This is a genomic window from Pantoea sp. BRR-3P (assembly GCF_039621635.1).
Lineage (GTDB): Bacteria > Pseudomonadota > Gammaproteobacteria > Enterobacterales > Enterobacteriaceae > Pantoea > Pantoea floridensis.
Window position 1 is genome coordinate 2,818,945 of the sequence record NZ_CP155066.1, and the last position, 23,655, is coordinate 2,842,599.

General features: G+C 51.5%; 21 protein-coding genes and 7 tRNA genes. 21 read left to right on the top strand and 7 right to left on the bottom strand.

Annotation, left to right across the window (positions count from 1 at the left end; translation table 11 throughout):
- Window positions 1-8: 8 nt before the first annotated feature.
- Window positions 9-209 (bottom strand): YbfA family protein, encoded by a 201-nt coding sequence (locus AAGR08_RS13120; RefSeq protein WP_097094565.1) that lies wholly within the window; start codon window positions 207-209, stop codon window positions 9-11.
- 245 nt (window positions 210-454) lie between these two features.
- Between AAGR08_RS13120 and kdpE the strand changes: the two genes are divergently transcribed.
- A complete protein-coding gene (kdpE, locus tag AAGR08_RS13125; protein WP_097094566.1) occupies window positions 455-1,129 on the top strand; it encodes a two-component system response regulator KdpE in 675 nt (224 codons plus the stop codon).
- A gap of 39 nt (window positions 1,130-1,168) precedes the next feature.
- Here the strand turns inward: kdpE and pgm are convergent, their stop codons facing one another.
- Window positions 1,169-2,809 carry a phosphoglucomutase (alpha-D-glucose-1,6-bisphosphate-dependent) gene (gene pgm / locus AAGR08_RS13130; RefSeq protein ID WP_345827080.1) on the bottom strand — a complete coding sequence of 547 codons (1,641 nt, stop codon included), beginning with the start codon at window positions 2,807-2,809 and terminating at the stop codon, window positions 1,169-1,171.
- Between the two features lie 24 nt (window positions 2,810-2,833).
- Window positions 2,834-3,373 carry a replication initiation negative regulator SeqA gene (gene seqA, locus AAGR08_RS13135; protein ID WP_097094568.1) on the bottom strand — a complete coding sequence of 180 codons (540 nt, stop codon included), beginning with the start codon at window positions 3,371-3,373 and terminating at the stop codon, window positions 2,834-2,836.
- Between the two features lie 248 nt (window positions 3,374-3,621).
- On the opposite strand from seqA, the gene ybfF reads away from it, so the two are divergent.
- From ybfF to fur, 4 genes are all read left to right on the top strand, one after another.
- The gene (gene ybfF, locus AAGR08_RS13140; protein ID WP_345827081.1) at window positions 3,622-4,386 is read left to right on the top strand and encodes an esterase; all 765 of its coding nucleotides are present in this window, start codon (window positions 3,622-3,624) and stop codon (window positions 4,384-4,386) included.
- 165 nt (window positions 4,387-4,551) lie between these two features.
- Window positions 4,552-4,827, top strand: a complete 276-nt coding sequence (ybfE, locus tag AAGR08_RS13145) for a LexA regulated protein (protein WP_007890670.1) — start codon at window positions 4,552-4,554, stop codon at window positions 4,825-4,827.
- Between the two features lie 136 nt (window positions 4,828-4,963).
- The gene (fldA, locus tag AAGR08_RS13150; protein WP_097094570.1) at window positions 4,964-5,494 is read left to right on the top strand and encodes a flavodoxin FldA; all 531 of its coding nucleotides are present in this window, start codon (window positions 4,964-4,966) and stop codon (window positions 5,492-5,494) included.
- 354 nt (window positions 5,495-5,848) lie between these two features.
- Window positions 5,849-6,298 (top strand): ferric iron uptake transcriptional regulator, encoded by a 450-nt coding sequence (gene fur / locus AAGR08_RS13155; RefSeq protein WP_058962149.1) that lies wholly within the window; start codon window positions 5,849-5,851, stop codon window positions 6,296-6,298.
- 60 nt (window positions 6,299-6,358) lie between these two features.
- Here the strand turns inward: fur and AAGR08_RS13160 are convergent, their stop codons facing one another.
- From AAGR08_RS13160 to nagE, 3 genes are all read right to left on the bottom strand, one after another.
- The gene (locus tag AAGR08_RS13160; RefSeq protein WP_097094572.1) at window positions 6,359-6,754 is read right to left on the bottom strand and encodes a hypothetical protein; all 396 of its coding nucleotides are present in this window, start codon (window positions 6,752-6,754) and stop codon (window positions 6,359-6,361) included.
- A 235-nt stretch (window positions 6,755-6,989) separates the two neighbouring features.
- Window positions 6,990-8,657 carry a glutamine--tRNA ligase gene (gene glnS / locus AAGR08_RS13165; protein ID WP_345827082.1) on the bottom strand — a complete coding sequence of 556 codons (1,668 nt, stop codon included), beginning with the start codon at window positions 8,655-8,657 and terminating at the stop codon, window positions 6,990-6,992.
- Window positions 8,658-8,808: 151 nt separating this feature from the next.
- On the bottom strand, window positions 8,809-10,836 hold the full coding sequence (nagE, locus tag AAGR08_RS13170; RefSeq protein ID WP_345829917.1) for an N-acetylglucosamine-specific PTS transporter subunit IIBC: 2,028 nt from the start codon (window positions 10,834-10,836) through the stop codon (window positions 8,809-8,811).
- Between the two features lie 343 nt (window positions 10,837-11,179).
- Between nagE and nagB the strand changes: the two genes are divergently transcribed.
- The 12 genes from nagB to AAGR08_RS13230 all read left to right on the top strand — a co-directional run bounded on the left by nagB (window position 11,180) and on the right by AAGR08_RS13230 (window position 18,070).
- Window positions 11,180-11,980 (top strand): glucosamine-6-phosphate deaminase, encoded by an 801-nt coding sequence (gene nagB / locus AAGR08_RS13175; RefSeq protein ID WP_097094574.1) that lies wholly within the window; start codon window positions 11,180-11,182, stop codon window positions 11,978-11,980.
- A gap of 61 nt (window positions 11,981-12,041) precedes the next feature.
- Window positions 12,042-13,190: an N-acetylglucosamine-6-phosphate deacetylase gene (nagA, locus tag AAGR08_RS13180; protein ID WP_097094575.1), complete on the top strand. Its 1,149-nt coding sequence runs from the start codon at window positions 12,042-12,044 to the stop codon at window positions 13,188-13,190.
- A 7-nt stretch (window positions 13,191-13,197) separates the two neighbouring features.
- Window positions 13,198-14,418, top strand: a complete 1,221-nt coding sequence (locus AAGR08_RS13185; protein ID WP_097094576.1) for an N-acetylglucosamine repressor — start codon at window positions 13,198-13,200, stop codon at window positions 14,416-14,418.
- A 41-nt stretch (window positions 14,419-14,459) separates the two neighbouring features.
- Window positions 14,460-15,212, top strand: coding sequence for an HAD-IIA family hydrolase (locus AAGR08_RS13190; protein WP_097094577.1), 753 nt, complete (start codon window positions 14,460-14,462; stop codon window positions 15,210-15,212).
- Window positions 15,213-15,527: 315 nt separating this feature from the next.
- Window positions 15,528-17,195: an asparagine synthase B gene (asnB, locus tag AAGR08_RS13195; protein WP_097094578.1), complete on the top strand. Its 1,668-nt coding sequence runs from the start codon at window positions 15,528-15,530 to the stop codon at window positions 17,193-17,195.
- A gap of 215 nt (window positions 17,196-17,410) precedes the next feature.
- Window positions 17,411-17,487, top strand: a tRNA-Met gene (locus tag AAGR08_RS13200).
- A gap of 6 nt (window positions 17,488-17,493) precedes the next feature.
- Window positions 17,494-17,578: transfer RNA gene (locus tag AAGR08_RS13205), tRNA-Leu, on the top strand.
- Window positions 17,579-17,599: 21 nt separating this feature from the next.
- A tRNA-Gln gene (locus tag AAGR08_RS13210) sits at window positions 17,600-17,674 on the top strand.
- A 34-nt stretch (window positions 17,675-17,708) separates the two neighbouring features.
- Window positions 17,709-17,783: transfer RNA gene (locus AAGR08_RS13215), tRNA-Gln, on the top strand.
- A gap of 26 nt (window positions 17,784-17,809) precedes the next feature.
- Window positions 17,810-17,886: transfer RNA gene (locus AAGR08_RS13220), tRNA-Met, on the top strand.
- A gap of 6 nt (window positions 17,887-17,892) precedes the next feature.
- Window positions 17,893-17,967: transfer RNA gene (locus tag AAGR08_RS13225), tRNA-Gln, on the top strand.
- Between the two features lie 28 nt (window positions 17,968-17,995).
- A tRNA-Gln gene (locus AAGR08_RS13230) sits at window positions 17,996-18,070 on the top strand.
- Window positions 18,071-18,158: 88 nt separating this feature from the next.
- On the opposite strand, the gene ubiF is transcribed toward AAGR08_RS13230, so the two are convergent.
- Window positions 18,159-19,331, bottom strand: a complete 1,173-nt coding sequence (gene ubiF / locus AAGR08_RS13235) for a 3-demethoxyubiquinol 3-hydroxylase (protein WP_345827083.1) — start codon at window positions 19,329-19,331, stop codon at window positions 18,159-18,161.
- Between the two features lie 180 nt (window positions 19,332-19,511).
- Between ubiF and miaB the strand changes: the two genes are divergently transcribed.
- The 4 genes from miaB to corC all read left to right on the top strand — a co-directional run bounded on the left by miaB (window position 19,512) and on the right by corC (window position 23,651).
- Window positions 19,512-20,936, top strand: a complete 1,425-nt coding sequence (gene miaB / locus AAGR08_RS13240) for a tRNA (N6-isopentenyl adenosine(37)-C2)-methylthiotransferase MiaB (protein ID WP_097094580.1) — start codon at window positions 19,512-19,514, stop codon at window positions 20,934-20,936.
- Window positions 20,937-21,143: 207 nt separating this feature from the next.
- Window positions 21,144-22,217, top strand: coding sequence for a PhoH family protein (locus AAGR08_RS13245; RefSeq protein WP_345827084.1), 1,074 nt, complete (start codon window positions 21,144-21,146; stop codon window positions 22,215-22,217).
- Entirely contained in the window at window positions 22,214-22,687 is a 474-nt protein-coding gene (gene ybeY, locus AAGR08_RS13250) for an rRNA maturation RNase YbeY (protein ID WP_097094582.1), read from the top strand. Before AAGR08_RS13245 ends, ybeY begins: the two co-directional genes overlap by 4 nt.
- A gap of 82 nt (window positions 22,688-22,769) precedes the next feature.
- Window positions 22,770-23,651, top strand: coding sequence for a CNNM family magnesium/cobalt transport protein CorC (gene corC, locus AAGR08_RS13255; protein ID WP_008103653.1), 882 nt, complete (start codon window positions 22,770-22,772; stop codon window positions 23,649-23,651).
- Window positions 23,652-23,655 lie beyond the last annotated feature (4 nt).

The window sequence follows — 23,655 nt, forward strand, 5'->3', positions numbered from 1 at the left end:
CAAACCGCTTACCAGTGAATACCTGCCGCGGCTTCCGTCTGGGCTAGCCAAACAGGCTTGGTGCTGGTTTTACACCACATGCGGTGCAGATAACTGTAAAAGCGCGCCCGATCCTGACGGAACAGCATAACGGGTAGCGCCAGCAAACCGATTGATACCACCAGCACACGGCGTAGCATGATTTTATAGAGTGGATATGCCTGATACATCTTTGCCCCCTCGTGGTAAATATTGCGTTGAAATGTGATCTAACGCAGATATTACGCCTGATTGTGTAATTTTACTACTCATCCGACCACTTTATTTGATCTTTTTTCGGTCAATTTCCCTAGGGGTGAAAGTTAGTTACATAATTGTGAAAATTTAGAATCAAATGAGTTAAAAACATCATGACGGACGCCGGGCCGCTTTATTGGTAAAGTGATGCGTTAACTTTTTTGCCGCTGGAGGCAGCGTGACGACCATCTTGATAGTGGAAGATGAAAAAGAAATTCGCCGTTTCGTGCGCCTGGCGCTGGAGAGCGAAGGCCTAAAGATTGTGGAAGCGGAACAGCTTCAGCGGGGCCTGATTGAAGCGGCAACGCGTAAGCCCGATCTGGTTATTCTTGATCTCGGGTTGCCCGATGGCGATGGCAACGACTTTATTCGTGAAGTGCGCCAGTGGAGCAGCATGCCGGTTATTGTCCTTTCGGCCCGCAGCGACGAGCAAGATAAGATTGATGCGCTGGATGCGGGAGCTGATGATTATTTAACCAAGCCGTTTGGCATTGGCGAATTACTGGCGCGCGTGCGCGTGGCGCTGCGACGTCATCAAAGCAGCCAGCCAGAGCCGGTGGTGAAATTTGGCGAGGTAAGTGTTGATTTGGCCGCGCGGCGCGTATTGCGCAATGAGCTGGAAGTACATCTAACGCCCATCGAGTTTCGCCTGCTTAGCTTGTTGCTGAATAATGCCGGAAAAGTGCTGACACAACGTCAATTGCTTAATCAGGTTTGGGGGCCAAACGCCGTGGAGCATAGCCACTACCTGCGCATCTACATGGGACATTTGCGTCAGAAGCTGGAAACCAATCCCACGCAGCCCAGCCATTTACTCACCGAAACCGGCATTGGTTACCGATTTATGCCATAAAAAAAAGGCCGCTAAGCGGCCTTTTTCTGCAAAGCTCAATCAGGCGTTCTTCAATACTTCGCTAACAATCTCAACCGCTTCTTTCTCGATCTGCTGACGATGCTCAGCACCCAGGAAACTTTCGCAGTAGATTTTGTAGGCGTCTTCCGTGCCTGACGGACGTGCGGCAAACCAGCCGTTTTCCGTCATCACTTTCAGACCACCGATTGACGCGCCGTTACCCGGTGCAGCAGTCAAGCGTGCAGTGATTGGATCACCCGCTAGCGTATCCGCGCTTACCATTTCAGGCGAGAGCTTAGACAGCGCTGCTTTCTGAGCTGAGGTTGCGGGTGCCTGCAGACGGTTGTAGCTTGGCGCACCAAAGCGCGCAGCCAGTTCATCATAATGCTGCTGCGGGTTCTTACCGGTTACTGCCGTGATTTCTGCGGCCAGCAGGCACAGAATGATGCCATCTTTGTCGGTTGACCAGGCTGAGCCGTCAAAACGCAGGAAGGAAGCACCTGCGCTCTCTTCACCGCCGAAACCGAAGCTGCCATCGAACAGGCCATCAACGAACCATTTGAAGCCAACCGGCACTTCCACCAGCTTACGGCCAATGTCGTTGACTACACGGTCGATCATCGCGCTGGAAACCAGCGTTTTACCCACGGCAACCTCTTTGCCCCACTGTGGACGATGCTGGAACAGGTAGTTGATCGCTACCGCCAGATAGTGGTTCGGGTTCATCAGACCGGCTGGCGTGACAATGCCGTGGCGGTCGTAATCGGGGTCGTTACCAAAGGCCAAATCGAATTTGTCTTTGTAGGCCAGCAAACCGGCCATCGCGCATTCGGACGAACAGTCCATACGCACCACGCCATCTTTATCCAGATGCATGAAGCGGAAAGTTTGATCAATCGCATCGTTGACGATGGTCAGATCGAGTTTGTAGTGCTCAGCAATGCGCTGCCAGTATGCAATACCCGAGCCGCCTAATGGATCGACGCCGATTTTCAGGCCCGCTTTCTGGATGGCCGCGAAATCGATCACCTGCGCCAAACCTTCAACATATGGCTGGATCAGATCCTGCTCGACGATGTGACCGCTTGCCCACGCCTGATCCAGCGGCAGACGTTTAACGTCCTTCAGCTCGCCTTTAATCAGTTGGTTAGCACGGTCTTCCACCACTTTGGTGACGTTGGTATCTGCCGGTCCACCGTTTGGCGGATTGTATTTGATACCGCCATCTTCCGGTGGGTTGTGCGAAGGCGTGATAACGATGCCGTCCGCCTGCGCGCCACCGCGTTTGTTGTGCTCAAGAATGGCGTTAGAGATCGCAGGCGTCGGCGTATAGCCGTTATCCTGCTGCACGATCACATCAACGCCGTTGGCTGCCAGCACTTCCAGCACTGACAAAATCGCCGGCTCAGACAGCGCGTGCGTATCTTTACCGACGTAGCACGGCCCGGTGATGCCATTCTTTTTGCGCTCTTCAGCAATCGCCTGGGCAATCGCCAAAATGTGCGGTTCGTTGAAGCTATGGCGTCCCGCGCTACCGCGGTGGCCTGAAGTGCCAAATTTCACCGCATGATCCGGATTCGCCACGTCGGGCTTCAGGACGTAATACTGCGAGGTTAATTGTGCAACGTTAATCAAATCGCTCTGCTGGGCAGGCTGCCCGGCACGGGGGTGATTGGCCATTGGCGCTTCTCCCTGACGCTTCAGTTAAATGGTGCCGCGAACTTTCTCTGTCAGTTCCTGTGGGAACTGCATAGCCAACATGATGTGTTCCACCATGCTGCATTTGCGACCTGTATTGGTATTCGTGATCACCCAGTACGGCGTGCCGGGAACATGCTTCGGCTTGGTATGGGTGCCATTTTGCAGCAGCGTGTGCTCGTCCCCCGCGAAATAGACGCGGGTACGGCCCTGAAGCGAAGCTGTAGCTTCAGCAAACGCAGCCGGATCAAGACGATAGAGCGTTGACAGTACCAGCATGAAGCGGTTAACCGCCTTATTTTGCTCGGCATATTCGTCGGAAAGCAGCAGTTCACGCACGGCGCGGACACGATCCTGAGGACGCGCTTCGCGGCTGGCTGGCTGTGCATCTTTCCCTGACGTACCAACGGCAGGCGCAGCCGGTGCGCTCTGGCCGGCGGTAAACTTCAACATGCGGCGCAAAATGTCGGAGGCGCTTTCACCAATGTGCTGCGTGTGGCTGGCAATATAACGGTAGAGTTCTTCGTCAACTTCAATCGTTTTCATCTTTTTCCGTACGATTCTGGCAAATGACAGAACCACGCAGTAGTGCAACGGCCTTAGCAAAATCCAGTCGTGCAAAATGTGAGCGGGTTCTAACATAAGGATTATAAAGTTAAATCCGTGGCAGCCGATAGCGTTGGCAACGTTTACGGGCAAAAGTCGGAATATGCCCTAATGCCCACCGGCCTGACTGCTGGACAGGTGAATCCATGATAACCTAAGCCAAGGTCACAACCGTAAGAACTTTAGCCATGATTTTGAACGCTCGTCTGCAAACTGAACAATCTGCTCCCGCTGCCATACCGATTCTGTTAATTCATGGTCTTTTTGGCAGCCTCGATAACCTTGGCGTGCTGGCGCGTGGCGTACGTGATGCCCGCCCAACGCTGCAGGTTGATGTTCGTAACCATGGTTTGTCCGCACGCAGCGACGTGATGAATTATCACGTTATGGCACAGGATATTGTTGAAACGCTGGATGCGCACAACATTGATCGCGCTGGCGTTATCGGTCATTCGATGGGAGGAAAAGTTGCTATGGCGCTGAGCGCTATTGCGCCTGAACGCATTGAGAAAATGGTGATGATCGATATCGCGCCCGTTGATTATCAAACGCGCCGCCATGACGAAATTTTTGCCGCCATCCGAGCCGTTACTACCGCTGGCGTCACACGTCGTAGTGAAGCGGCAGAGGTGATGCGTCAGCATATTAATGAGGACGGCGTGATTCAGTTCATCCTCAAGTCATTCGTCGAAGGTGAATGGCGCTTTAACGTGCCGGTGCTGTGGGATAATTACACCACCATTTCCGGTTGGGAAGAGGTGCCTGCCTGGCCGCATCCGGCGCTGTTTATTCGCGGCGGTGACTCGCCTTATCTGGATAATCAGCATCGCGATGCGCTGCTGCGTCAATTCCCTCAGGCACATGCGCACGTTATCAGCGGGGCCGGACATTGGGTGCATGCCGAGAAACCTGATGCGGTTTTGCGCGCGGTTCGGCGGTTTTTTAATCTGTAAAAGCAAAAGCTTGCCGCGCGTGCTTTAGGGTTGGCGTCAGAGAAGGCGCTGGAGTATGATGTCGCGCTAAAAATTTGCCACGGATATTTTTACCGTGGTCGGGCCGATAATGTTTTAATCGCGCAGCGCCTTTCCGCCGTTCGCGCCCACTCAGTTTTACAAACCATGGCAAAAGAACAGACAGACCGCACCACGCTTGATCTCTTCGCAGACGAGCGGCGTCCTGGTCGCCCGAAAACTAGCCCGTTGACGCGTGATGAACAGCTACGCATCAATAAACGTAATCAGCTCAAGCGCGATAAAGTGCGTGGGTTGCGTCGTGTTGAGCTGAAAATGTCCAGCGAGGCGGTTGACGCGCTCAGTACGCTGGCCGATCAGCAAAACATCAGTCGCAGCGAATTGATTGAACAAATGCTGCTAGCACAGCTCAAACTGTCGTAGCGTGCCCAAACCGCACGCTGGAACAAAAGTCACGGCTTTACAAGTTCCGCACTTTTTACCGGTCTGCTATTATTCGCATAACTGTGCAGTCAACTGACTTACTTTCACAATCAGGATTTAAGAGGTTACCTAACCCATGGCAATCGTAGGCATTTTCTTCGGCAGCGATACCGGCAACACTGAAAACATTGCAAAAATGATCCAGAAACAACTGGGTAAAGATGTCGCCGAAGTGCATGACATTGCTAAGAGCACCAAAGAAGATCTCGATGCATTCGACATCCTGCTGCTGGGCATCCCGACATGGTATTATGGTGAAGCGCAGTGTGACTGGGATGATTTCTTCCCAACGCTGGAAGAGATTGATTTCAATGGCAAGCTGGTAGCACTTTTTGGCTGTGGCGATCAGGAGGATTACGCCGAATACTTCTGCGACGCGATGGGTACCATTCGCGACATCATCGAGCCAAATGGTGCCGTTATCGTCGGCCACTGGCCTACCGAAGGCTACCATTTTGAAGCATCTAAAGGTTTGGCCGATGATAAACACTTCCTCGGTCTGGCGATTGACGAAGATCGTCAACCCGAACTGACCAATGAACGCGTTGAGAAATGGGTGAAACAGATCTTCGATGAGCTGCAGCTGAAAGAGATTATTGAAGCCTAATCCCCTTCTCTGCCCGATGTGGGCGCTATCTCACATCGGGTAACGGAATTTCCTATAAAAATAATAGCTACGGTTTTTTAACTTTTCCCCGCAAATCTGTAGAATACCCGCAATGGTCACCCGCTTATTCCTCTGGCTGTAGAATGAGGCTGAGTGAAATGGAATCCAAAACTTACCGGTCTTGAAGACGTTAGTGACATTATCCTTACCCTCTTTATTGATTAAGGACGTTGCCTTGGTTTTCATTTCACTGCTTGAGTTCTATAATGAGACGCAAATGAGAATGCGCGTTGACCTAAACATTCAAGGCCCCTGCGCCGCAAGTGACTAGCAAAGTAACAGGACAATATCCGCATGACTGACAACAACTCCGCATTGAAGAAGGCTGGCCTGAAAGTCACGCTCCCCAGACTGAAAATTCTGGAAGTGCTTCAGGGACCCGGACCCGAGTCCCATCACGTCAGTGCGGAAGATTTGTATAAACGCCTGATTGATATGGGCGAAGAGATTGGTCTGGCCACGGTATATCGCGTTCTTAACCAGTTTGACGACGCGGGCATCGTAACCCGTCATAACTTCGAAGGCGGTAAATCCGTATTCGAACTGACCCAGCAGCACCATCACGATCACCTGATCTGCCTGGATTGTGGCAAGGTTATCGAATTCAGCGATGAATCAATCGAAACGCGCCAGCGTGAAATTGCCACTCGCCACGGTATCAAACTCAGCAACCACAGTCTGTACTTGTACGGTCACTGTGCTCTGGGAGACTGCCGCGAAGACGAGACGCTCCACGATAAGTAATTAAGTGTGCTATGCAGTATAAAAAAACCGGCGCTTGAGCCGGTTTTTTTATACCTGAATTCAGGCAATGAGGGTTTCTTGCAGGTAACGCCAGCGTGGAATGCTGGTGCTGCAATCAAGAACCGCCAGTGAAATACGGCTCTGATTGATGCCATTCATCATTTGTAATTCACGATACTGAATCGTCACTTCCTCACTTTGCTGCGAGATAATGGCGTGCTCGCTGGTCGCAATCCGCATACCTTCGCGTTGACCATTTAACTGGCGAAACAGCGCTTCCATCTCATTAAGATCCAACTGTTTACCTTGCGGTGTCACCATTTTAAATTCGGGATGAAAGTGCGACAAAAACAGGTCGATGCTGTCATCACTGCCTTCGACCTGATTGAAAATACGTTCGATAAGTTGATGTAAAACAACCACACTGTGCTTGGCTTCCAGAGCGAGACTTGTCATTTTTTTTCCTTTGGTAACCCGCGAAGCAACGTTTAAGAGCGCATAGCCTACCTGAAAAAAAGTTTTTCACACGGCCAAATGGATTAATTTTTCTAAAGTCAGAATAGTCGTAAACGACAAAAGAAACCTATTAACTGGCATGCAGAATAATTGATTACCCATTGCCAAATGCAGACAATAAAAAAGGGCGATTGCTCGCCCTTTCATGATCTTATCGTACTATCAGCAAAAAAGATTATTCGCCGATTTTTGCCCAGGTGTCACGCAAACCTACGGTGCGGTTAAACACCAATTTGGACGGCTGCGAATAGACGCTGTCAGCACAGAAATAGCCTTCGCGCTCAAACTGATATGGCGCCATTGGCTCAGCAGCACGCAAGCCTGGCTCAACGAAGCCCTGTTTAGTTTCCAGCGAGTTCGGGTTGATGGTGGTGAGGAAATCCTCTGCCGCTCCCGGATTTGGCACACTGAACAGACGATCGTACAGACGGAATTCCGCCGGTAGCGCGTGAATCGCAGACACCCAGTGAATAACGCCTTTCACTTTACGACCATCAGCAGGATCTTTGCTTAACGTATCTACATCACATGTGCAGTAGATGCAGGTGATATTACCTTCATCATCCTTCGCCACGCGTTCAGCACGAATCACGTAAGCGTTACGCAGACGTACTTCTTTGCCCAGCACCAAACGTTTGTATTGCTTGTTGGCTTCTTCACGGAAGTCTGCGCGATCAATCCACACTTCGCGGCTGAACGGTACTTCACGCGTGCCCATCTCCGGTTTGTTCGGATGATTCGGCATGCTGATGATCTCTTCATGCCCAGCTGGCAGGTTCTCAATTACCACTTTCAGTGGATCCATAACTGCCATCGCACGCGGCGCGTTTTCATTGAGATCGTCACGAATGCACGACTCCAGTGATGCCATCTCGACGATATTATCCTGCTTAGTCACACCGATACGACGGCAGAATTCGCGGATTGATGCGGCGCTGTAGCCACGACGACGCAGACCAGAAACGGTCAACATACGCGGATCGTCCCAACCTTCCACAACCTTCTCGCTCACCAACTGCGTCAGTTTACGCTTCGACATCACCGCGTATTCCAGATTCAGACGGGAGAACTCGTACTGGCGCGGATGCACAGGAATGGTGATGTTATCCAGCACCCAATCGTACAGGCGTCGGTTATCCTGGAATTCAAGTGTGCAGAGTGAATGCGTAATGCCTTCAATGGCGTCCGAAATGCAGTGCGTGAAGTCGTACATTGGATAGATGCACCACTTGCTGCCAGTCTGATGGTGATCGGCAAACTTAATGCGATACAGCACAGGATCGCGCATCACAATGAAGCTAGAGGCCATATCAATTTTGGCACGCAGGCAGGCTTTACCCTCTTCAAAACCACCGTCGCGCATCTTCTGGAACAGCGCTAAGTTCTCTTCCACGCTGCGATCGCGATAAGGGCTGTTTTTGCCTGGTGCAGTCAGCGAACCGCGGTATTCACGGATCTCATCTGCCGATAATTCATCGACATAGGCCAGACCTTTATTGATCAGCTCAACGGCGTAGTTAAAGAGTTGGTCGAAGTAATCTGAGGAGTAACGAATGTTGCCGCTCCACTCAAAGCCCAGCCATTGCACGTCATGCTTGATGGATTCGACAAACTCCAGATCTTCTTTCACTGGGTTGGTGTCGTCGAAACGCAGATTGCACTGGCCTTGGTAGTCTTGCGCAATACCAAAGTTCAGGCAGATTGATTTCGCATGGCCAATATGCAGATAACCATTGGGCTCAGGCGGGAAACGGGTATGCACACTATTGTGCTTACCGCTCGCCAAATCTTCGTCGATGATCTGACGAATAAAGTTCGTTGGGCGGGCTTCAGCCTCACTCATCTCAAAATCCTCAAAAACTATAGCGGGTGATTTGTACCACGAAGTAACGGAGTATGATCCACAAAGCGCAGGCGGGAAACAACCGTTTGTTGGTCGTTTTAAAACAAAAAAGGCAGGAATTGCTTCCTGCCTTCTGACCAATCACAAGGACTTAGCCTTTAACCTCATACAGCGGGGTCTGACCTGCAACCACTGAACCTGTTGCAAGGATATTCAGACCGGCAAAATCATCGCTATTGCTTACAACGACCGGACTGATCATCGAGCGTGCATTGGCGTTGAGGAAATCCAGATCCATTTCCAGGATTGGCTGACCTGCAGTTACCGTTGCCCCCTCTTCTACCAGACGCGTAAAGCCTTTACCTTCCAGCGCTACCGTATCCAGCCCCATGTGCACCACAATCTCAACGCCGTTTTCCGCTTCAAGGCAGAACGCATGGTTGGTATTGAAGATTTTCACCACGGTACCGGCGGTTGGCGCAACGACAGTTTTGTCCGTTGGCTTGATTGCCAGGCCATCGCCGACCGCTTTGCTCGCAAAGGCTTCATCCGGCACATTTTCCAACGCAACGATGTCGCCTGTTACCGGCGCCAGCAGCGTGGCGATTACCGCCTTCTCAGAGTTCAACACTGCCTGTGGTTTTGCCACTGGAGCAGGTGCTGCAGCTGATGTCACCACCGATGCGGCAACCGGGCCTTTGCTCAATACTGTTTTCATTGCCGTAGCAATGCTTTCAGCTTGAGTACCAACGATAACCTGTACGCTCTGCTTGTTCAGGCGAATCACGCCAGATGCACCCAGACGTTTAGCGACGCCCTCATTCACCTGAGCGGAATCTTTCACATTCAGACGCAGACGGGTAATGCAGGCATCAATGTTGGTGAGGTTTTCAGAGCCACCTACCGCTGCAATATAACGACGCGCCAGAGACTCAGTTTGGCTTTCACCGTTGCCAGTGGTATCGACATTAACGTCATAACCATCGGTTTCATCGCCGGCTGAAAGTTCACGGCCCGGTGTTAACAAGTTGAATTTCTGGATAGTGAAACGGAACACTGCATAGTAGATAACGAAGAATACCAGGCCCTGCGGAATCAGCATCCACCAATGTACGGCCAGCGGGTTGCGCGTTGACAGCACCATATCAACCAGACCCGCACTGAAGCCGAAACCGGCAATCCAATGCATGCTTGCGGCGATGAATACCGAGATGCCGGTCAGTACTGCGTGAATCACATACAGTACCGGTGCCACGAACATGAAGGAGAACTCCAGCGGTTCGGTAATACCGGTAAAGAAGGCTGCAAATGCCGCTGCCAGCATGATCCCGCCGACTTTGGCGCGGTTTTCAGGGCGTGAGCAGTGATAAATTGCCAGCGCAGCACCAGGAAGACCAAACATCATGATTGGGAAGAAGCCCGCCTGATAACGACCGGTAATACCCGGAATACCGGTACCTTCAGCGATAGACTGCGCGCCGCCGAGGAACTTAGGAATATCGTTAATACCTGCAACGTCGAACCAGAATACAGAGTTCAGTGCGTGATGTAGGCCAACAGGAATCAGCAGACGGTTAAAGAAGGCGTAGATACCCGCACCCACTGACCCCATTTTCTGAATGTGTTCACCAAAGCTCACCAGTCCACCGAAAATGAGCGGCCAGATATACATCAGGATGAACGCAACCACGATCATCAGGAATGAGACCAGGATTGGAACCAGACGGCGGCCGCTAAAGAACGACAGCGCTTTTGGCAGCTCAACGTGACTGAAGCGGTTATAGACTTCAGCAGAGAGGATACCCACAAGGATACCGACAAACTGGTTATTAATTTTACCGAAGGCGGCAGGAACCTGCTCCACCGGCATTTTCTGAATCATTGCTACCGCAGCCGGCGAGCAGAGTGTGGTTACCACCAGGAAACCTACAAAGCCCGTTAATGCTGCTGCACCGTCTTTATCTTTAGACATACCGTATGCCACACCAATGGCAAACAGCACTGACATATTGTCGATGATAGCTGAGCCGGATTTAATCAGCAGTGCCGCCAGCGCATTACCTGCGCCCCAGCTGTCTGGATCAATCCAATACCCAACGCCCATCAAGATTGCCGCTGCCGGCAAAGTCGCTACCGGCACCATAAGCGCGCGGCCGACCTTTTGCAGATATCCTAGAATACTCACCTTATTCTCCCCCTATGAGACTGGCGTTTTGCCGTAGCGCAGGTTGATTTTATTATCCCGTCGCCCGGTACCTTGATGACACTTTTCACCACGATGCGCAGTGTAAAGATAAATTAATTCGCCTCGCAAATTAAAACCGTTACAACTGTGACTTTAATCACCAAATTGGTGGTTTGATCACGCGAAATGCTAGCCAGCACCACAAACTTATTTTATGATGAAAAATATCGAGGCGCACTTTTCCCGGATGGCTACGCTTAAACGCATTACGCTTAAGGACAGGTAACTGTCAGCGAAAAGGCAACTCCACATTTCCAATCTTAACTGAGGTGAAGACATGAGACTGATCCCTTTGGCCACACCGACCCAAGTGGGTAAATGGGCTGCACGCCATATTGTTAACCGCATTAATGCGTTTAAGCCTAGCGCAGAACGTCCTTTCGTGTTGGGCTTACCCACCGGTGGAACGCCGCTGGAAGCCTACAAGCACCTGATTGACATGCACAAAGCGGGCCAGGTCAGTTTCAAACATGTTGTGACCTTCAATATGGATGAATACGTAGGTCTGCCCAAAGAGCATCCAGAAAGCTATCACAGCTTTATGTACCGCAACTTTTTCGATCATGTTGATATTCAAGAGCAAAATATCAATCTGCTCAATGGCAATGCGGAAGATATTGACGCAGAATGTCGCCAATACGAAGAGAAGATCCGCTCCTACGGTAAAATTAACCTGTTTATGGGCGGCGTAGGTAACGATGGTCACATCGCTTTCAATGAACCGGCCTCTTCCCTTTCATCCCGTACTCGCATCAAAACCCTGACGCACGACACGCGCATCGCAAACTCTCGTTTCTTTAACGGTGATGTGGATCAAGTGCCAAAATATGCGCTGACCGTGGGTGTTGGCACATTACTGGATGCTGAAGAAGTGATGATTCTGGTTACGGGTCATCTGAAGGCACAGGCTCTGCAGGCCGCTGTTGAAGGTAACGTTAATCATATGTGGACCATCAGCTGCCTTCAGCTGCATGCCAAATCTGTCGTGGTCTGTGACGAACCAGCCACCATGGAACTTAAAGTGAAAACCGTGAAATATTTCCGCGAAATGGAAGCGGAAAACATGAAGGGTGTGTGAGAACACATTGTATTAAAACCTGCTGCTGATAAGCGGCAGGCCTAGCCGGGAGAGATAAACGATGTACGCATTAGTAAACGGCCGGATTTTTACTGGTCATGAGATTCTGGACAATCATGCGGTCGTGATTGCGAATGGCCTGATTGAGCGCGTGTGCCCACGCGCTGCCCTGGACGCGTCAATTGCACAGCAGGATGTGGCTGGTGCGTTTATCGCTCCTGGTTTTATTGATCTGCAGCTTAACGGCTGCGGCGGTGTGCAGTTTAACGATGATATCAATGCACTCAGCGTTGAGACGTTAGAGATCATGCAGCGTGCCAATGAAAAATCGGGCTGCACCAGTTATTTACCAACGTTAATTACCAGTACTGATGCGCTGATGAAACGCGCAATTGAAACCATGCGCGCCTACCTGGCAAAACATCAGCATCAGGCGCTGGGCCTGCATCTTGAAGGTCCGTGGTTGAATAAAGCCAAGAAAGGCACGCACAATCCTGAACTGATTCGCCTGCCGGATACCGCGCTGGTGGATTTCCTCTGTGCGAATGCCGACGTCATCACTAAAGTGACATTGGCTCCTGAAAATGCAGGTAGCGAGGTGATCCGTCAACTGCGCGATGCAGGCATTATCGTCTCTGCTGGCCATTCAAATGCCACCTATGAAGAAGCCAAAACGGGCTTTAGCGCAGGCGTGAGTTTTGCTACGCATCTTTATAATGCGATGCCGACGTTTGCGGGGCGCGAACCCGGTCTGATCGGTGCGCTGTTTGATTCACCTGATGTATACTGCGGCATCATTGCAGATGGTTTACATGTCCATTACGCTAATGTGCGCAATGCAAAACGCATCAAAGGCGACAAGCTGGTGTTAGTGACCGATGCTACGGCACCAGCAGGCGCTTCGATTGATCAATTCATTTTTGCAGGCAAAACAATATACTATCGTGATGGTCTGTGCGTTGATGAAAACGGTACGCTCAGTGGTTCTGCGTTAACCATGATTGAAGCAGTACAAAATAGCGTGGAACATTGTGGTATCGCTCTTGATGAAGCGCTGCGTATGGCAACGCTTTATCCGGCGCAGGCGATGGGTGTGGAGAAACAGTTAGGTACAGTTGAAGCAGGAAAAGTCGCTAACCTGACTGTCTTTACCCGCGATTATCAAATCACTAAGACGTTAGTCAATGGAGACAACGTCCTCAGCGAGTAAGTATTGAATGACCACTGGCGGCCAGTCTCAAATAGGAAATGTCGATCTTGTCAAACAACTCAACAGTGCAGCCGTTTATCGGTTAATAGATCAACAAGGGCCCATTTCGCGCATTCAGATTGCCGAACACAGTCAACTTGCGCCCGCCAGTGTCACCAAAATTACTCGTCAGCTCATTGAGCGCGGGCTCATCAAAGAGGTGGAACAACAAGCCTCCACCGGTGGACGCCGCGCAATTTCCATCATCACCGAAACCCGTCATTTTCATACTATCGGCGTGCGCCTGGGGCGCAATGACGCGACCTTAACGTTATTTGATCTCAGCGGAAAGTCATTGGCGCAGGAAGATTATCCCCTGCCAGAACGCACTCAGGAAACGCTGGAAAATGCGTTATTCAATGCCATCAGCGCTTTTATGGCAGCACATCAGCGTAAAATCCATGAGCTGATCGCCATCGCGGTTATTCTCCCAGGATTGGTCGATCCGATTAACGGCATCATTCGTTACATGCCGCATATCGCGGTAAGCCATTGGCCGCTGGTCTCCAACCTGAAGAAACGCTTTAACGTCACGAGTTTTGTTGGTCATGATATCCGCAGTCTGGCACTTGCCGAGCACTACTTTGGTGCAAGTCGCGATTGCGCAGACTCCATTCTGGTGCGTTTACATCGGGGTACTGGCGCCGGCATTATCGCCAACGGACATATTTTTCTTGGCAGTAATGGTAACGTTGGTGAGATTGGCCATATCCAGGTTGATCCATTAGGCGAGCGCTGCCACTGCGGCAACTTTGGCTGTCTGGAAACCATTGCTGCTAACGGCGCGATTGAAAACCGGGTGCGACACCTGCTTAATCAAGGCTATCCCAGCTCGCTCACACTGAACGATTGTTCGATGCCACAAATTTGCCGTGCAGCTAATCATGGCGATGCGTTGGCTTGCGAAGTGATTGAATATGTTGGCCGCTATCTGGGCAAGGCAATTGCCATAGCCATTAACCTGTTCAACCCACAAAAAGTGGTACTGGCCGGTGAAATCACCGAAGCCGATAAAGTGCTGTTCCCCGCTATTGAAGGTTGCATTAATACGCAAGCGCTCAATGCCTTCCGTAAGAATCTTCCGGTGGTGCGTTCTGAGCTCGATCATCGCTCAGCAATTGGCGCTTTTGCGCTGGCAAAACGCGCTATGCTGAATGGCATTCTGTTGCAACATCTTCTGGAAGAGTAATCACCAGCCTGCCCTTTGGCAGGCCCGACCGGATGCAATCTATGACGATTAAAAGCGTAATCTGTGACATCGACGGCGTGTTGATGCACGACAATACCGCCGTTCCCGGCGCAAATGAGTTTCTGCAGCGTATTCTGGCGAAGGAGATGCCGCTGGTCGTGCTGACCAACTATCCGTCGCAAACGGCGCTGGATCTGGCTAACCGCTTTGCCAACGCAGGCGTTGAAGTGCCCGATTCGGTGTTTTACACCTCGGCGATGGCCACGGCTGACTTCCTCAAGCGTCAGGAGGGGAAAAAAGCCTACGTGATTGGCGAAGGCGCGCTCATTCACGAACTCTATAAAGCCGGTTTTACCATCACCGACGTCAATCCCGATTTCGTCATCGTAGGGGAAACACGCTCGTTTAATTGGGATATGATGCATAAAGCCGCCTTTTTCGTCGCCAACGGCGCACGCTTTATCGCCACCAATCCTGACACGCACGCGCGCGGCTTTGTGCCTGCCTGCGGTGCACTATGTGCCGGGATTGAAACCATCTCTGGCCGTAAACCGTTTTATGTGGGCAAACCCAGCCCGTACATCATGCGCGCCGCTTTAAACAAAATGCATGCACATTCGGAAGAGACGGTGATTGTTGGCGATAATCTGCGTACTGACATTTTGGCTGGCTTCCAGGCCGGTCTGGAAACCATTTTGGTGCTGTCCGGCGTTTCAACGCTGAGTGACATTGATGCCATGCCATTCCGCCCGGATTGGATTTATCCGTCAGTCGCGGATATCGATCTTTTCTGAATCCCGCCATTACGTCCTCTTATAGCCCTGCACCCGCAGGGCTTTTGTTTTTATTACACGGCTCCACCTCCCTGTCACTTATCTTCTGCTTACAAGATGAACAATACTGCAAATAGATTAGACAACATCTAAAATAACCGCCTTTAAATTGAATAAAATTCAACATTAACGACAACTAAACATTCTTTTTATCAAAGAATCGCAATTTCACTTGCGTTAACACCACCACTTAGCGCATTTTCTTATACATCACGCAGTCAAGGCTGCCGGACAAACAGAAATAACGTCACCACAAGGTGAGATCAGGAGTCAGTTATGTGTTCAATTTTTGGTGTGCTGGATCTGAAAAGCGATCCTGTTGAGCTGCGCAAGAAAGCGCTGGAATCTTCTCGTTTGATGCGTCACCGTGGCCCAGATTGGTCAGGTGTTTATGCGGATGACAAAGCTATTCTGGTGCATGAGCGCCTATCAATTGTTGACGTCAACAACGGCGCCCAGCCGCTGTATAACGCCGATCACACCCACGTACTGGCTGTTAACGGTGAGATCTACAACCATCAGGCGCTCCGTGCGGAGCTGAGCGATCGTTATGCATTCCAGACCGGTTCCGACTGCGAAGTGATCCTCGCGCTGTACCAGGAAAAAGGCGTCGATTTCCTTGATGAACTGCAAGGTATGTTCGCCTTCATTTTATGGGACAGCGTCAAGCAGCAGTATCTGATCGGCCGCGACCATATCGGCATTATCCCGCTGTATATGGGTAACGACGAACATGGCAACCTGTTTGTGGCTTCGGAAATGAAAGCGCTGGTGCCAGTTTGCCGCAGCATCAAAGAGTTCCCGCCGGGAAGCTATATGTCGAGTGCCGATGGTGAAATCCATCGTTACTGGCAGCGTGACTGGATGGAATATTCCGCCGTTGAGCACAACAAAACCGACGCGGCAGAACTGAAACATGCGCTGGAAGAGTCAGTGAAAAGCCACCTGATGTCAGATGTGCCCTATGGCGTGCTGCTGTCTGGCGGCCTCGACTCCTCTATTATCTCAGCGGTGACTAAGCGCTTCGCCGCAAAACGTGTAGAAGATGCCGACAAGAGCGATGCCTGGTGGCCACAGCTGCACTCCTTCGCCGTGGGCTTGGAAGGCTCTCCGGATCTGAAGGCCGCGAAATCGGTCGCTGAACACCTTGGTACCGTGCACCACGAAATCCATTTCACCGTTCAGGAAGGTTTGGATGCAATTCGTGACGTGATTTATCACATCGAAACCTACGATGTGACCACCATTCGCGCTTCAACACCGATGTATTTAATGTCGCGTAAGATCAAAGCGATGGGCATCAAAATGGTATTGTCCGGCGAAGGCGCTGATGAAGTATTCGGCGGCTACCTTTACTTCCACAAAGCGCCAAACGCAAAAGAATTCCACGAAGAGAACGTGCGTAAGTTGCTGGCTCTGCATATGTTTGACTGCGCGCGAGCCAACAAAGCGATGTCCGCATGGGGCGTGGAAGCACGTGTACCGTTCCTGGACAAAAAGTTCCTCGACGTAGCGATGCGCATCAACCCGGAAGATAAACTGTGCGGCAGCAACGGCAAGATGGAAAAACACATCCTGCGTGAATGTTTCTCTTCCTATCTGCCGGAAAGCGTGGCGTGGCGCCAGAAAGAGCAGTTCTCCGACGGCGTTGGCTACAGCTGGATCGATACGCTGAAAGAAGTGGCGGCGAAACAAATTACTGACCAACAGTTGTCTACTGCCCACTTCCGCTTCCCGTACAACACGCCAAACTCGAAAGAAGCGTATTTGTATCGCGAAATCTTTGAAGAATTGTTCCCAATTGCCAGCGCGGCAGAGTGTGTGCCGGGCGGTCCATCGGTGGCCTGTTCTTCAGCTAAAGCGATTGAGTGGGACGAAGCATTTAAATCGATGGATGACCCATCAGGCCGTGCTGTTGGCGTACATCAGTCTGCGTATAAATAAGGTTTTTACTCAATAAGATAAAGGGCTCAACCGAGCCCTTTTTTTGTGCAACTCACCCTGCAATGATTGAAAATTGCCGAATAAAGCACCAGCCTGGTCACAAGCCAGACAAACAGGCGTTTTAAGGCAAAAAACGACAAAAAAATTGTTGACGCTACAAGACTCAATACGCATAATGCGCCCCGCAACGCCGATGAAGGTTACGCGAAAAAGATGGCTACGTAGCTCAGCTGGTTAGAGCACATCACTCATAATGATGGGGTCACAGGTTCAAATCCCGTCGTAGCCACCATATTTTGCGGGAGTGGCGAAATTGGTAGACGCACTAGATTTAGGTTCTAGCGCCGCAAGGTGTGCGAGTTCAAGTCTCGCCTCCCGCACCATTTCATTCTTCGGCAGCCGGATGGGGTATCGCCAAGCGGTAAGGCACTGGTTTTTGATACCAGCATTCCCAGGTTCGAATCCTGGTACCCCAGCCAATCCGGAAAATGTTGTGGATACAAACTCGACGAATGGGATATCGCCAAGCGGTAAGGCACCGGTTTTTGATACCGGCATTCCCTGGTTCGAATCCAGGTATCCCAGCCATCGTTGGATGCAGTAAGCAGTAAAAAGGCTACGTAGCTCAGCTGGTTAGAGCACATCACTCATAATGATGGGGTCACAGGTTCAAATCCCGTCGTAGCCACCAAATTATTGGGGTGTCGCCAAGCGGTAAGGCTCTGGTTTCTGATACCAGCATTCCGGGGTTCGAATCCCTGCACCCCAGCCATAAAAAGACAATTTGATTAAACACCTATTGGGGTGTCGCCAAGCGGTAAGGCACTGGTTTCTGATACCAGCATTCCGGGGTTCGAATCCCTGCACCCCAGCCAAATTGCACAATAAAGCCCGCTTTTGCGGGCTTTATTGTTTTCTGCGTTCGGGTTTAAATCAGGAGCGCATTATTGCGCTCCCTACACATCATAAACCTAATGCATAACGCAGCACCTTGCGCTTCAATGCTCCGGCATTCTCCGCGGCAATCAACGCCAGATTACGTGCAAAACGCAACGGCGGCAGTTTATTGCTAAACGCGAAGTAGAACAGATCCATGCCGCCCTGCATCAGTAAGTTGTCTTTATAACGCTGACGATGATAACGCTGCAGCACGGCATCAGATGACCAACGCTGTGCCTGGCTGCGCGCCTCAACTAGCGTAGTGATCAAAGCATCCACATCCCGATAGCCCAAATTGACGCCCTGCCCGGCCAATGGGTTAATGGTGTGCGCCGCATCCCCCACCAGCGCCAACCCCGGCATCACATAACGCGTAGCATGACGTCGCACCAGCGGGAACGAAGCGGCAGTTTTGACCTTAACATTCCCCACGCGGTCTGGAAAATGCGCATAGATCTCTTTCTCCAGCTGTGGCAGTGGCAAGCTTTGCAGCTGACGAATACGCGCTGGTGCGTCATACCACACCAGCGAAGCACGACGATCAAACAGCGGCAGGAAAGCACGGGGGCCTTGGGGCGTAAACTGCTGCCAGGTTGAGTCTCCGGCATCGTGTTCGCACTCTACGCTTATCAACATGCATGATTGCGCATAGTGCCAGCCACGCACGCCAATTCCCGCCAGTTGCCGCACGCGCGAGTTGGCGCCATCCGCACCAACCACTAAACGCGCATCCAGCGTTTGTCCGTTGTCGAGTTGCACATGCCAGCCTGCACTGTGCGGCCGTAAATCCTGCAAAGTGGCGGGGCAGATTAACGTGATGCCCTCTTCCTGCATCTTTTCCCACAGCGCACGTTGCAGCACACTGTTTTCCACCATAAATCCCAGCTCAGGCAAGCCCAGCGACGCCGCATCAAACCGCACATGCGCGCTTTGCCATTCCCAGGTTTCCAGTTGGCGATAAGGTGCACATCGCATCGCCTGCACTCGCGGCCATACGTTCAGTTGCTGCAGCAAGGCCACCGAAGAGGCTCCAATCGCAGAAATACGTACGTCCGGATCGCTGTTGGCATCAAAGGCTGCAGGCTCTACACGCTCAACAACCGCCACGCGAAACTGCTGCTGTGCCAAACCGCACGCCAGTGCTGCCCCCACCATGCCACCGCCCACGATCACCACATCAAAATGTGAATCCTGCATCGACTCTAATCCTTCTTTTGTCGTGAAACCTTACAGCATCACGTTGATAGCTAAAGTGTACCGGAAATTCATCATACGATGCGATGTACATGCGTGAAGTATGCAGGGTTAGCTGGTCACAGCAGCAGCGAGGCATTACAATACGCGCCCTGCACTCCGCTTTAATCAATGGCTAGTTCGATGACCAAAAAACTGCATATCAAAACCTGGGGCTGCCAGATGAATGAATACGATTCATCGAAGATGGCCGATTTGCTGAACAGTACGCACGGCTACATCCTCACAGAGGAAGCTGAAGAGGCGGACGTTCTGCTGCTCAACACCTGCTCTATTCGTGAAAAAGCGCAGGAGAAGGTTTTTGCTCTGTTAGGCCGTTGGAAAAAGCTGAAAGCGGACAACCCAGATGTGATCATCGGTGTGGGCGGCTGCGTAGCCTCGCAGGAAGGTGAACGTCTGCGCCAGCGCGCCAATTACGTTGATATCGTGTTTGGTCCGCAAACGTTGCATCGCCTGCCGGAGATGATCAATACCGTGCGCGGCAGTAAAAGCCCCGTTGTTGATATCAGCTTCCCGGAAATCGAAAAGTTTGACCGCCTACCAGAACCGCGTGCAGAGGGTCCAACCGCTTTTGTTTCCATCATGGAAGGCTGCAATAAATACTGTACTTTCTGCGTGGTGCCTTACACCCGCGGCGAGGAAGTGAGTCGCCCAAGTGACGATATCTTGCTGGAAATCGCCCAACTGGCGGCTCAGGGCGTGCGTGAAGTTAATCTGCTCGGCCAAAACGTCAACGCCTATCGCGGTGCGACTTTTGATGGTGATATCTGTACTTTTGCCGAGTTACTGCGCCTGGTGGCGGCGATTGACGGTATTGATCGTATTCGCTTCACCACCAGCCATCCAATTGAATTTACCGACGACATCATTGATGTTTACCGCGATACGCCAGAGCTGGTGAGCTTCCTGCATCTGCCGGTACAAAGCGGTTCGGATCGCATCCTGACATTAATGAAGCGTGCGCACACAGCACTGGAATATAAAGCCATCATCCGCAAGCTGAAAGCGGCGCGTCCGGATATCCAGTTAAGCTCTGATTTCATCATCGGCTTCCCCGGTGAAACGCAGCAGGATTTCGAGCAGACCATGAAGCTGGTGGGTGAAGTGAATTTCGATGTCAGCTTCAGCTTTATCTATTCTGCGCGTCCCGGCACGCCAGCAGCCGATCTGCCTGATGATGTGTCAGAAGAGGAGAAAAAGCAGCGTTTGTACATCCTGCAGGACCGTATCAATCAACAGGTAATGGCGTGGAGCCGCCGCATGTTGGGCACCACGCAGCGCGTGCTGGTCGAAGGAATTTCCCGTAAGAATGTGATGGAGCTGACCGGCCGTACCGATAATAACCGCGTAGTGAACTTTGAAGCGCCGGTTGAGCTAATTGGTAAGTTTGCCGATGTCGAGATTGTCGATGTTTATGCTAACTCACTGCGTGGCGTTCTGGTGCGCACCGAAGAGCAGATGGCGCTGCGCGTAGCTGAAAGCCCGGCCTCGGTCATTGCCCGTACCCGCAAAGAGAACGAGATCGGCGTCGGACTGTTCCAGCCTTGAAACCTCGAACGTTGAGCGACAGCGCACAAAGCGTTGTCGCCTGTTTCATCCTATCGCCCTTGCTTTCCGCAAGCACTGCCCAAATATCGTTTCTGAAGCTTGCGCCTCTGCGCAGCGCCATAAATAATTCCATAAAGATGCTGAAGAATCACTCCTCAGTATCCGACACACCTTTTCAACTGGCCCTGAGTGACCTTAAGGATTCATTTGAATATCGAAACGCGTGAAATTGCCCTTGAACCGGCAGATAACCAACGACTGATGAGTTTGTGCGGTCCAATGGATGACAATGTGAAGCAGCTGGAGCGCCGTTTGGGTATCGAAATCAAACGCCGTGATAACCAGTTCACGCTGACCGGCCGCGAAATGTGCGTCGATGCCGCCGTGAATATCCTGCGTACACTCTATGTTGATACCGCACCGATGCGCGGCCAGATCAAAGACATTGAGCCGGACCAAATTCATCTGGCGATCAAAGAGAGCCGTGTACTGGAGCAAAGCGCTGAGAGCGTGCCGGAATTCGGCAAAGCAGTGAATATCAAGACCAAGCGTGGCGTAATAAAACCGCGTACGCCTAATCAGGCGCAATACATTGCTAACATCTTTGGGCATGACATTACCTTTGGCATTGGTCCCGCCGGTACCGGTAAAACCTACCTTGCGGTAGCCGCGGCCGTCGATGCGCTGGAGCGTCAGGAAATTCGCCGTATTCTGCTAACGCGTCCGGCGGTAGAAGCGGGTGAAAAACTTGGCTTCCTGCCCGGCGATCTGAGCCAGAAAGTGGATCCGTATCTGCGTCCGCTGTATGACGCCCTGTTCGAAATGCTCGGTTTTGAGCGGGTAGAAAAGCTGATTGAACGTAACGTAATTGAAGTTGCCCCGTTGGCCTACATGCGCGGACGTACGCTGAACGATGCCTTCGTCATACTTGATGAGAGCCAGAACACCACTATCGAGCAGATGAAGATGTTCCTGACGCGTATCGGCTTTAATTCAAAAGCGGTAATCACCGGTGACGTAACGCAGATTGACCTGCCGCGCAGCACCAAATCCGGCTTGCGCCACGCCATTGAGGTGTTAGCGGAAGTTGATGAGATCAGCTTTAACTTTTTCCACAGCGAAGACGTGGTGCGTCATCCGGTTGTCGCGCGCATCGTAAATGCTTATGAAGCCTGGGAAACCGCCGATCAGAAACGCCGTGACCAACAGGCAGAAGAGCGTAAACGCGAAGCTATCGCGGCTCAGCTTGCCACTCAAACCAGCCCGCAGGAGCGTTCATGAGCGCGGTGATTTTAGATTTACAACTGGCCTGCGCCGATGAAAGCCATCTGCCTGCGGAGAGCGATTTTCAGCGCTGGCTCGAAGCGGCGGTAACGCCCTTTCAGCCGGAAAGCGAAGTCACTATTCGCCTGGTGGATGAAGCGGAGAGTAATGAGCTTAATCTGACTTATCGCGGTAAAGATAAGCCGACTAACGTGCTCTCATTCCCGTTTGAAGCCCCCCCGGGAATTGAACTGCCGCTGCTTGGCGATCTGATCATTTGTCGTCAGGTTGTTGAGCAAGAGGCTGCTGAACAAGGCAAAACCGTTGAAGCTCACTGGGCGCATATGGTGGTGCACGGTACGTTACATCTGCTGGGTTACGACCATATCGACGATGACGAAGCCGAAGAGATGGAGGCGCTGGAGACCGAGATAATGCTTGCTCTTGGTTATCCTGATCCGTACATTTCGGAGAAAGAAGACGCCTGAGCCGTTGGTTCAGGTTATTGCGCTGCTGGCGCGGATGCCGGCAGCCCCAATCCCTCATTAGAGAGAACGAAATTAAAACGCCATGAGCGACGACCATTCTCAAAACAGCGACGCACCCAGTAGTAAAAAGGGATTTTTCTCCCTGCTAATCAACCAACTGTTCCACGGTGAACCCAAAAACCGTGACGAACTGCTGGGGTTAATCCGCGATTCTGAGCAGAAAGAGCTGATCGACCAGGACACGCGCGACATGCTCGAAGGGGTGCTGGATATTGCCGAACAGCGCGTGCGCGATATCATGATCCCACGCTCGCAAATGATCACCCTGAAACGCAATCAAACTCTGGAAGAGTGCCTTGCGGTGATCATTGAATCCGCGCACTCCCGCTTCCCGGTGATCAGTGAAGACAAAGATCACGTCGAAGGTATTTTGATGGCTAAAGATCTGCTGCCGTTTATGGCCAGCGCGTCTGAACCTTTTAGCATCGAAAAAGTCCTACGTACTGCCGTAGTCGTACCTGAAAGCAAGCGCGTTGATCGTATGCTGAAGGAGTTCCGCTCGCAGCGTTATCACATGGCGATTGTCATTGATGAGTTTGGCGGTGTCTCTGGTCTGGTGACCATCGAAGATATTCTTGAGCTGATTGTCGGTGAAATTGAAGATGAGTATGACGATGAAGAAGATCGCGATATTCGCCAGCTCAACCGTTACACCTATACCATGCGCGCCTTAACGCAAATTGAAGATTTTAATGAAGTCTTTGGCACCGATTTCAGTGATGACGAAGTCGATACCATTGGCGGATTGGTCATGCAGGGATTCGGCCACCTTCCCGCTCGCGGTGAAAGTATCGTCATTGATGGTTACCAATTCAAAGTCGCTATGGCTGACAGTCGCCGTATTATCCAGGTGCATGTAAAAATTCCGGAAGACTCACCACAACCGCAACTGGAAGACGAATAATTCT

Bases quoted from the DNA above. Each gene is read 5' to 3' on its own strand.
- AAGR08_RS13120 (WP_097094565.1), bottom strand. From the start codon at position 209: ATGTATCAGGCATATCCACTCTATAAAATCATGCTACGCCGTGTGCTG.
- pgm (WP_345827080.1), bottom strand. From the start codon at position 2,809: ATGGCCAATCACCCCCGTGCCGGGCAGCCTGCCCAGCAGAGCGATTTG.
- seqA (WP_097094568.1), bottom strand. From the start codon at position 3,373: ATGAAAACGATTGAAGTTGACGAAGAACTCTACCGTTATATTGCCAGC.
- ybfF (WP_345827081.1), top strand. From the start codon at position 3,622: ATGATTTTGAACGCTCGTCTGCAAACTGAACAATCTGCTCCCGCTGCC.
- ybfE (WP_007890670.1), top strand. From the start codon at position 4,552: ATGGCAAAAGAACAGACAGACCGCACCACGCTTGATCTCTTCGCAGAC.
- fldA (WP_097094570.1), top strand. From the start codon at position 4,964: ATGGCAATCGTAGGCATTTTCTTCGGCAGCGATACCGGCAACACTGAA.
- fur (WP_058962149.1), top strand. From the start codon at position 5,849: ATGACTGACAACAACTCCGCATTGAAGAAGGCTGGCCTGAAAGTCACG.
- AAGR08_RS13160 (WP_097094572.1), bottom strand. From the start codon at position 6,754: ATGACAAGTCTCGCTCTGGAAGCCAAGCACAGTGTGGTTGTTTTACAT.
- glnS (WP_345827082.1), bottom strand. From the start codon at position 8,657: ATGAGTGAGGCTGAAGCCCGCCCAACGAACTTTATTCGTCAGATCATC.
- nagB (WP_097094574.1), top strand. From the start codon at position 11,180: ATGAGACTGATCCCTTTGGCCACACCGACCCAAGTGGGTAAATGGGCT.
- nagA (WP_097094575.1), top strand. From the start codon at position 12,042: ATGTACGCATTAGTAAACGGCCGGATTTTTACTGGTCATGAGATTCTG.
- AAGR08_RS13185 (WP_097094576.1), top strand. From the start codon at position 13,198: ATGACCACTGGCGGCCAGTCTCAAATAGGAAATGTCGATCTTGTCAAA.
- AAGR08_RS13190 (WP_097094577.1), top strand. From the start codon at position 14,460: ATGACGATTAAAAGCGTAATCTGTGACATCGACGGCGTGTTGATGCAC.
- asnB (WP_097094578.1), top strand. From the start codon at position 15,528: ATGTGTTCAATTTTTGGTGTGCTGGATCTGAAAAGCGATCCTGTTGAG.
- ubiF (WP_345827083.1), bottom strand. From the start codon at position 19,331: ATGCAGGATTCACATTTTGATGTGGTGATCGTGGGCGGTGGCATGGTG.
- miaB (WP_097094580.1), top strand. From the start codon at position 19,512: ATGACCAAAAAACTGCATATCAAAACCTGGGGCTGCCAGATGAATGAA.
- ybeY (WP_097094582.1), top strand. From the start codon at position 22,214: ATGAGCGCGGTGATTTTAGATTTACAACTGGCCTGCGCCGATGAAAGC.
- corC (WP_008103653.1), top strand. From the start codon at position 22,770: ATGAGCGACGACCATTCTCAAAACAGCGACGCACCCAGTAGTAAAAAG.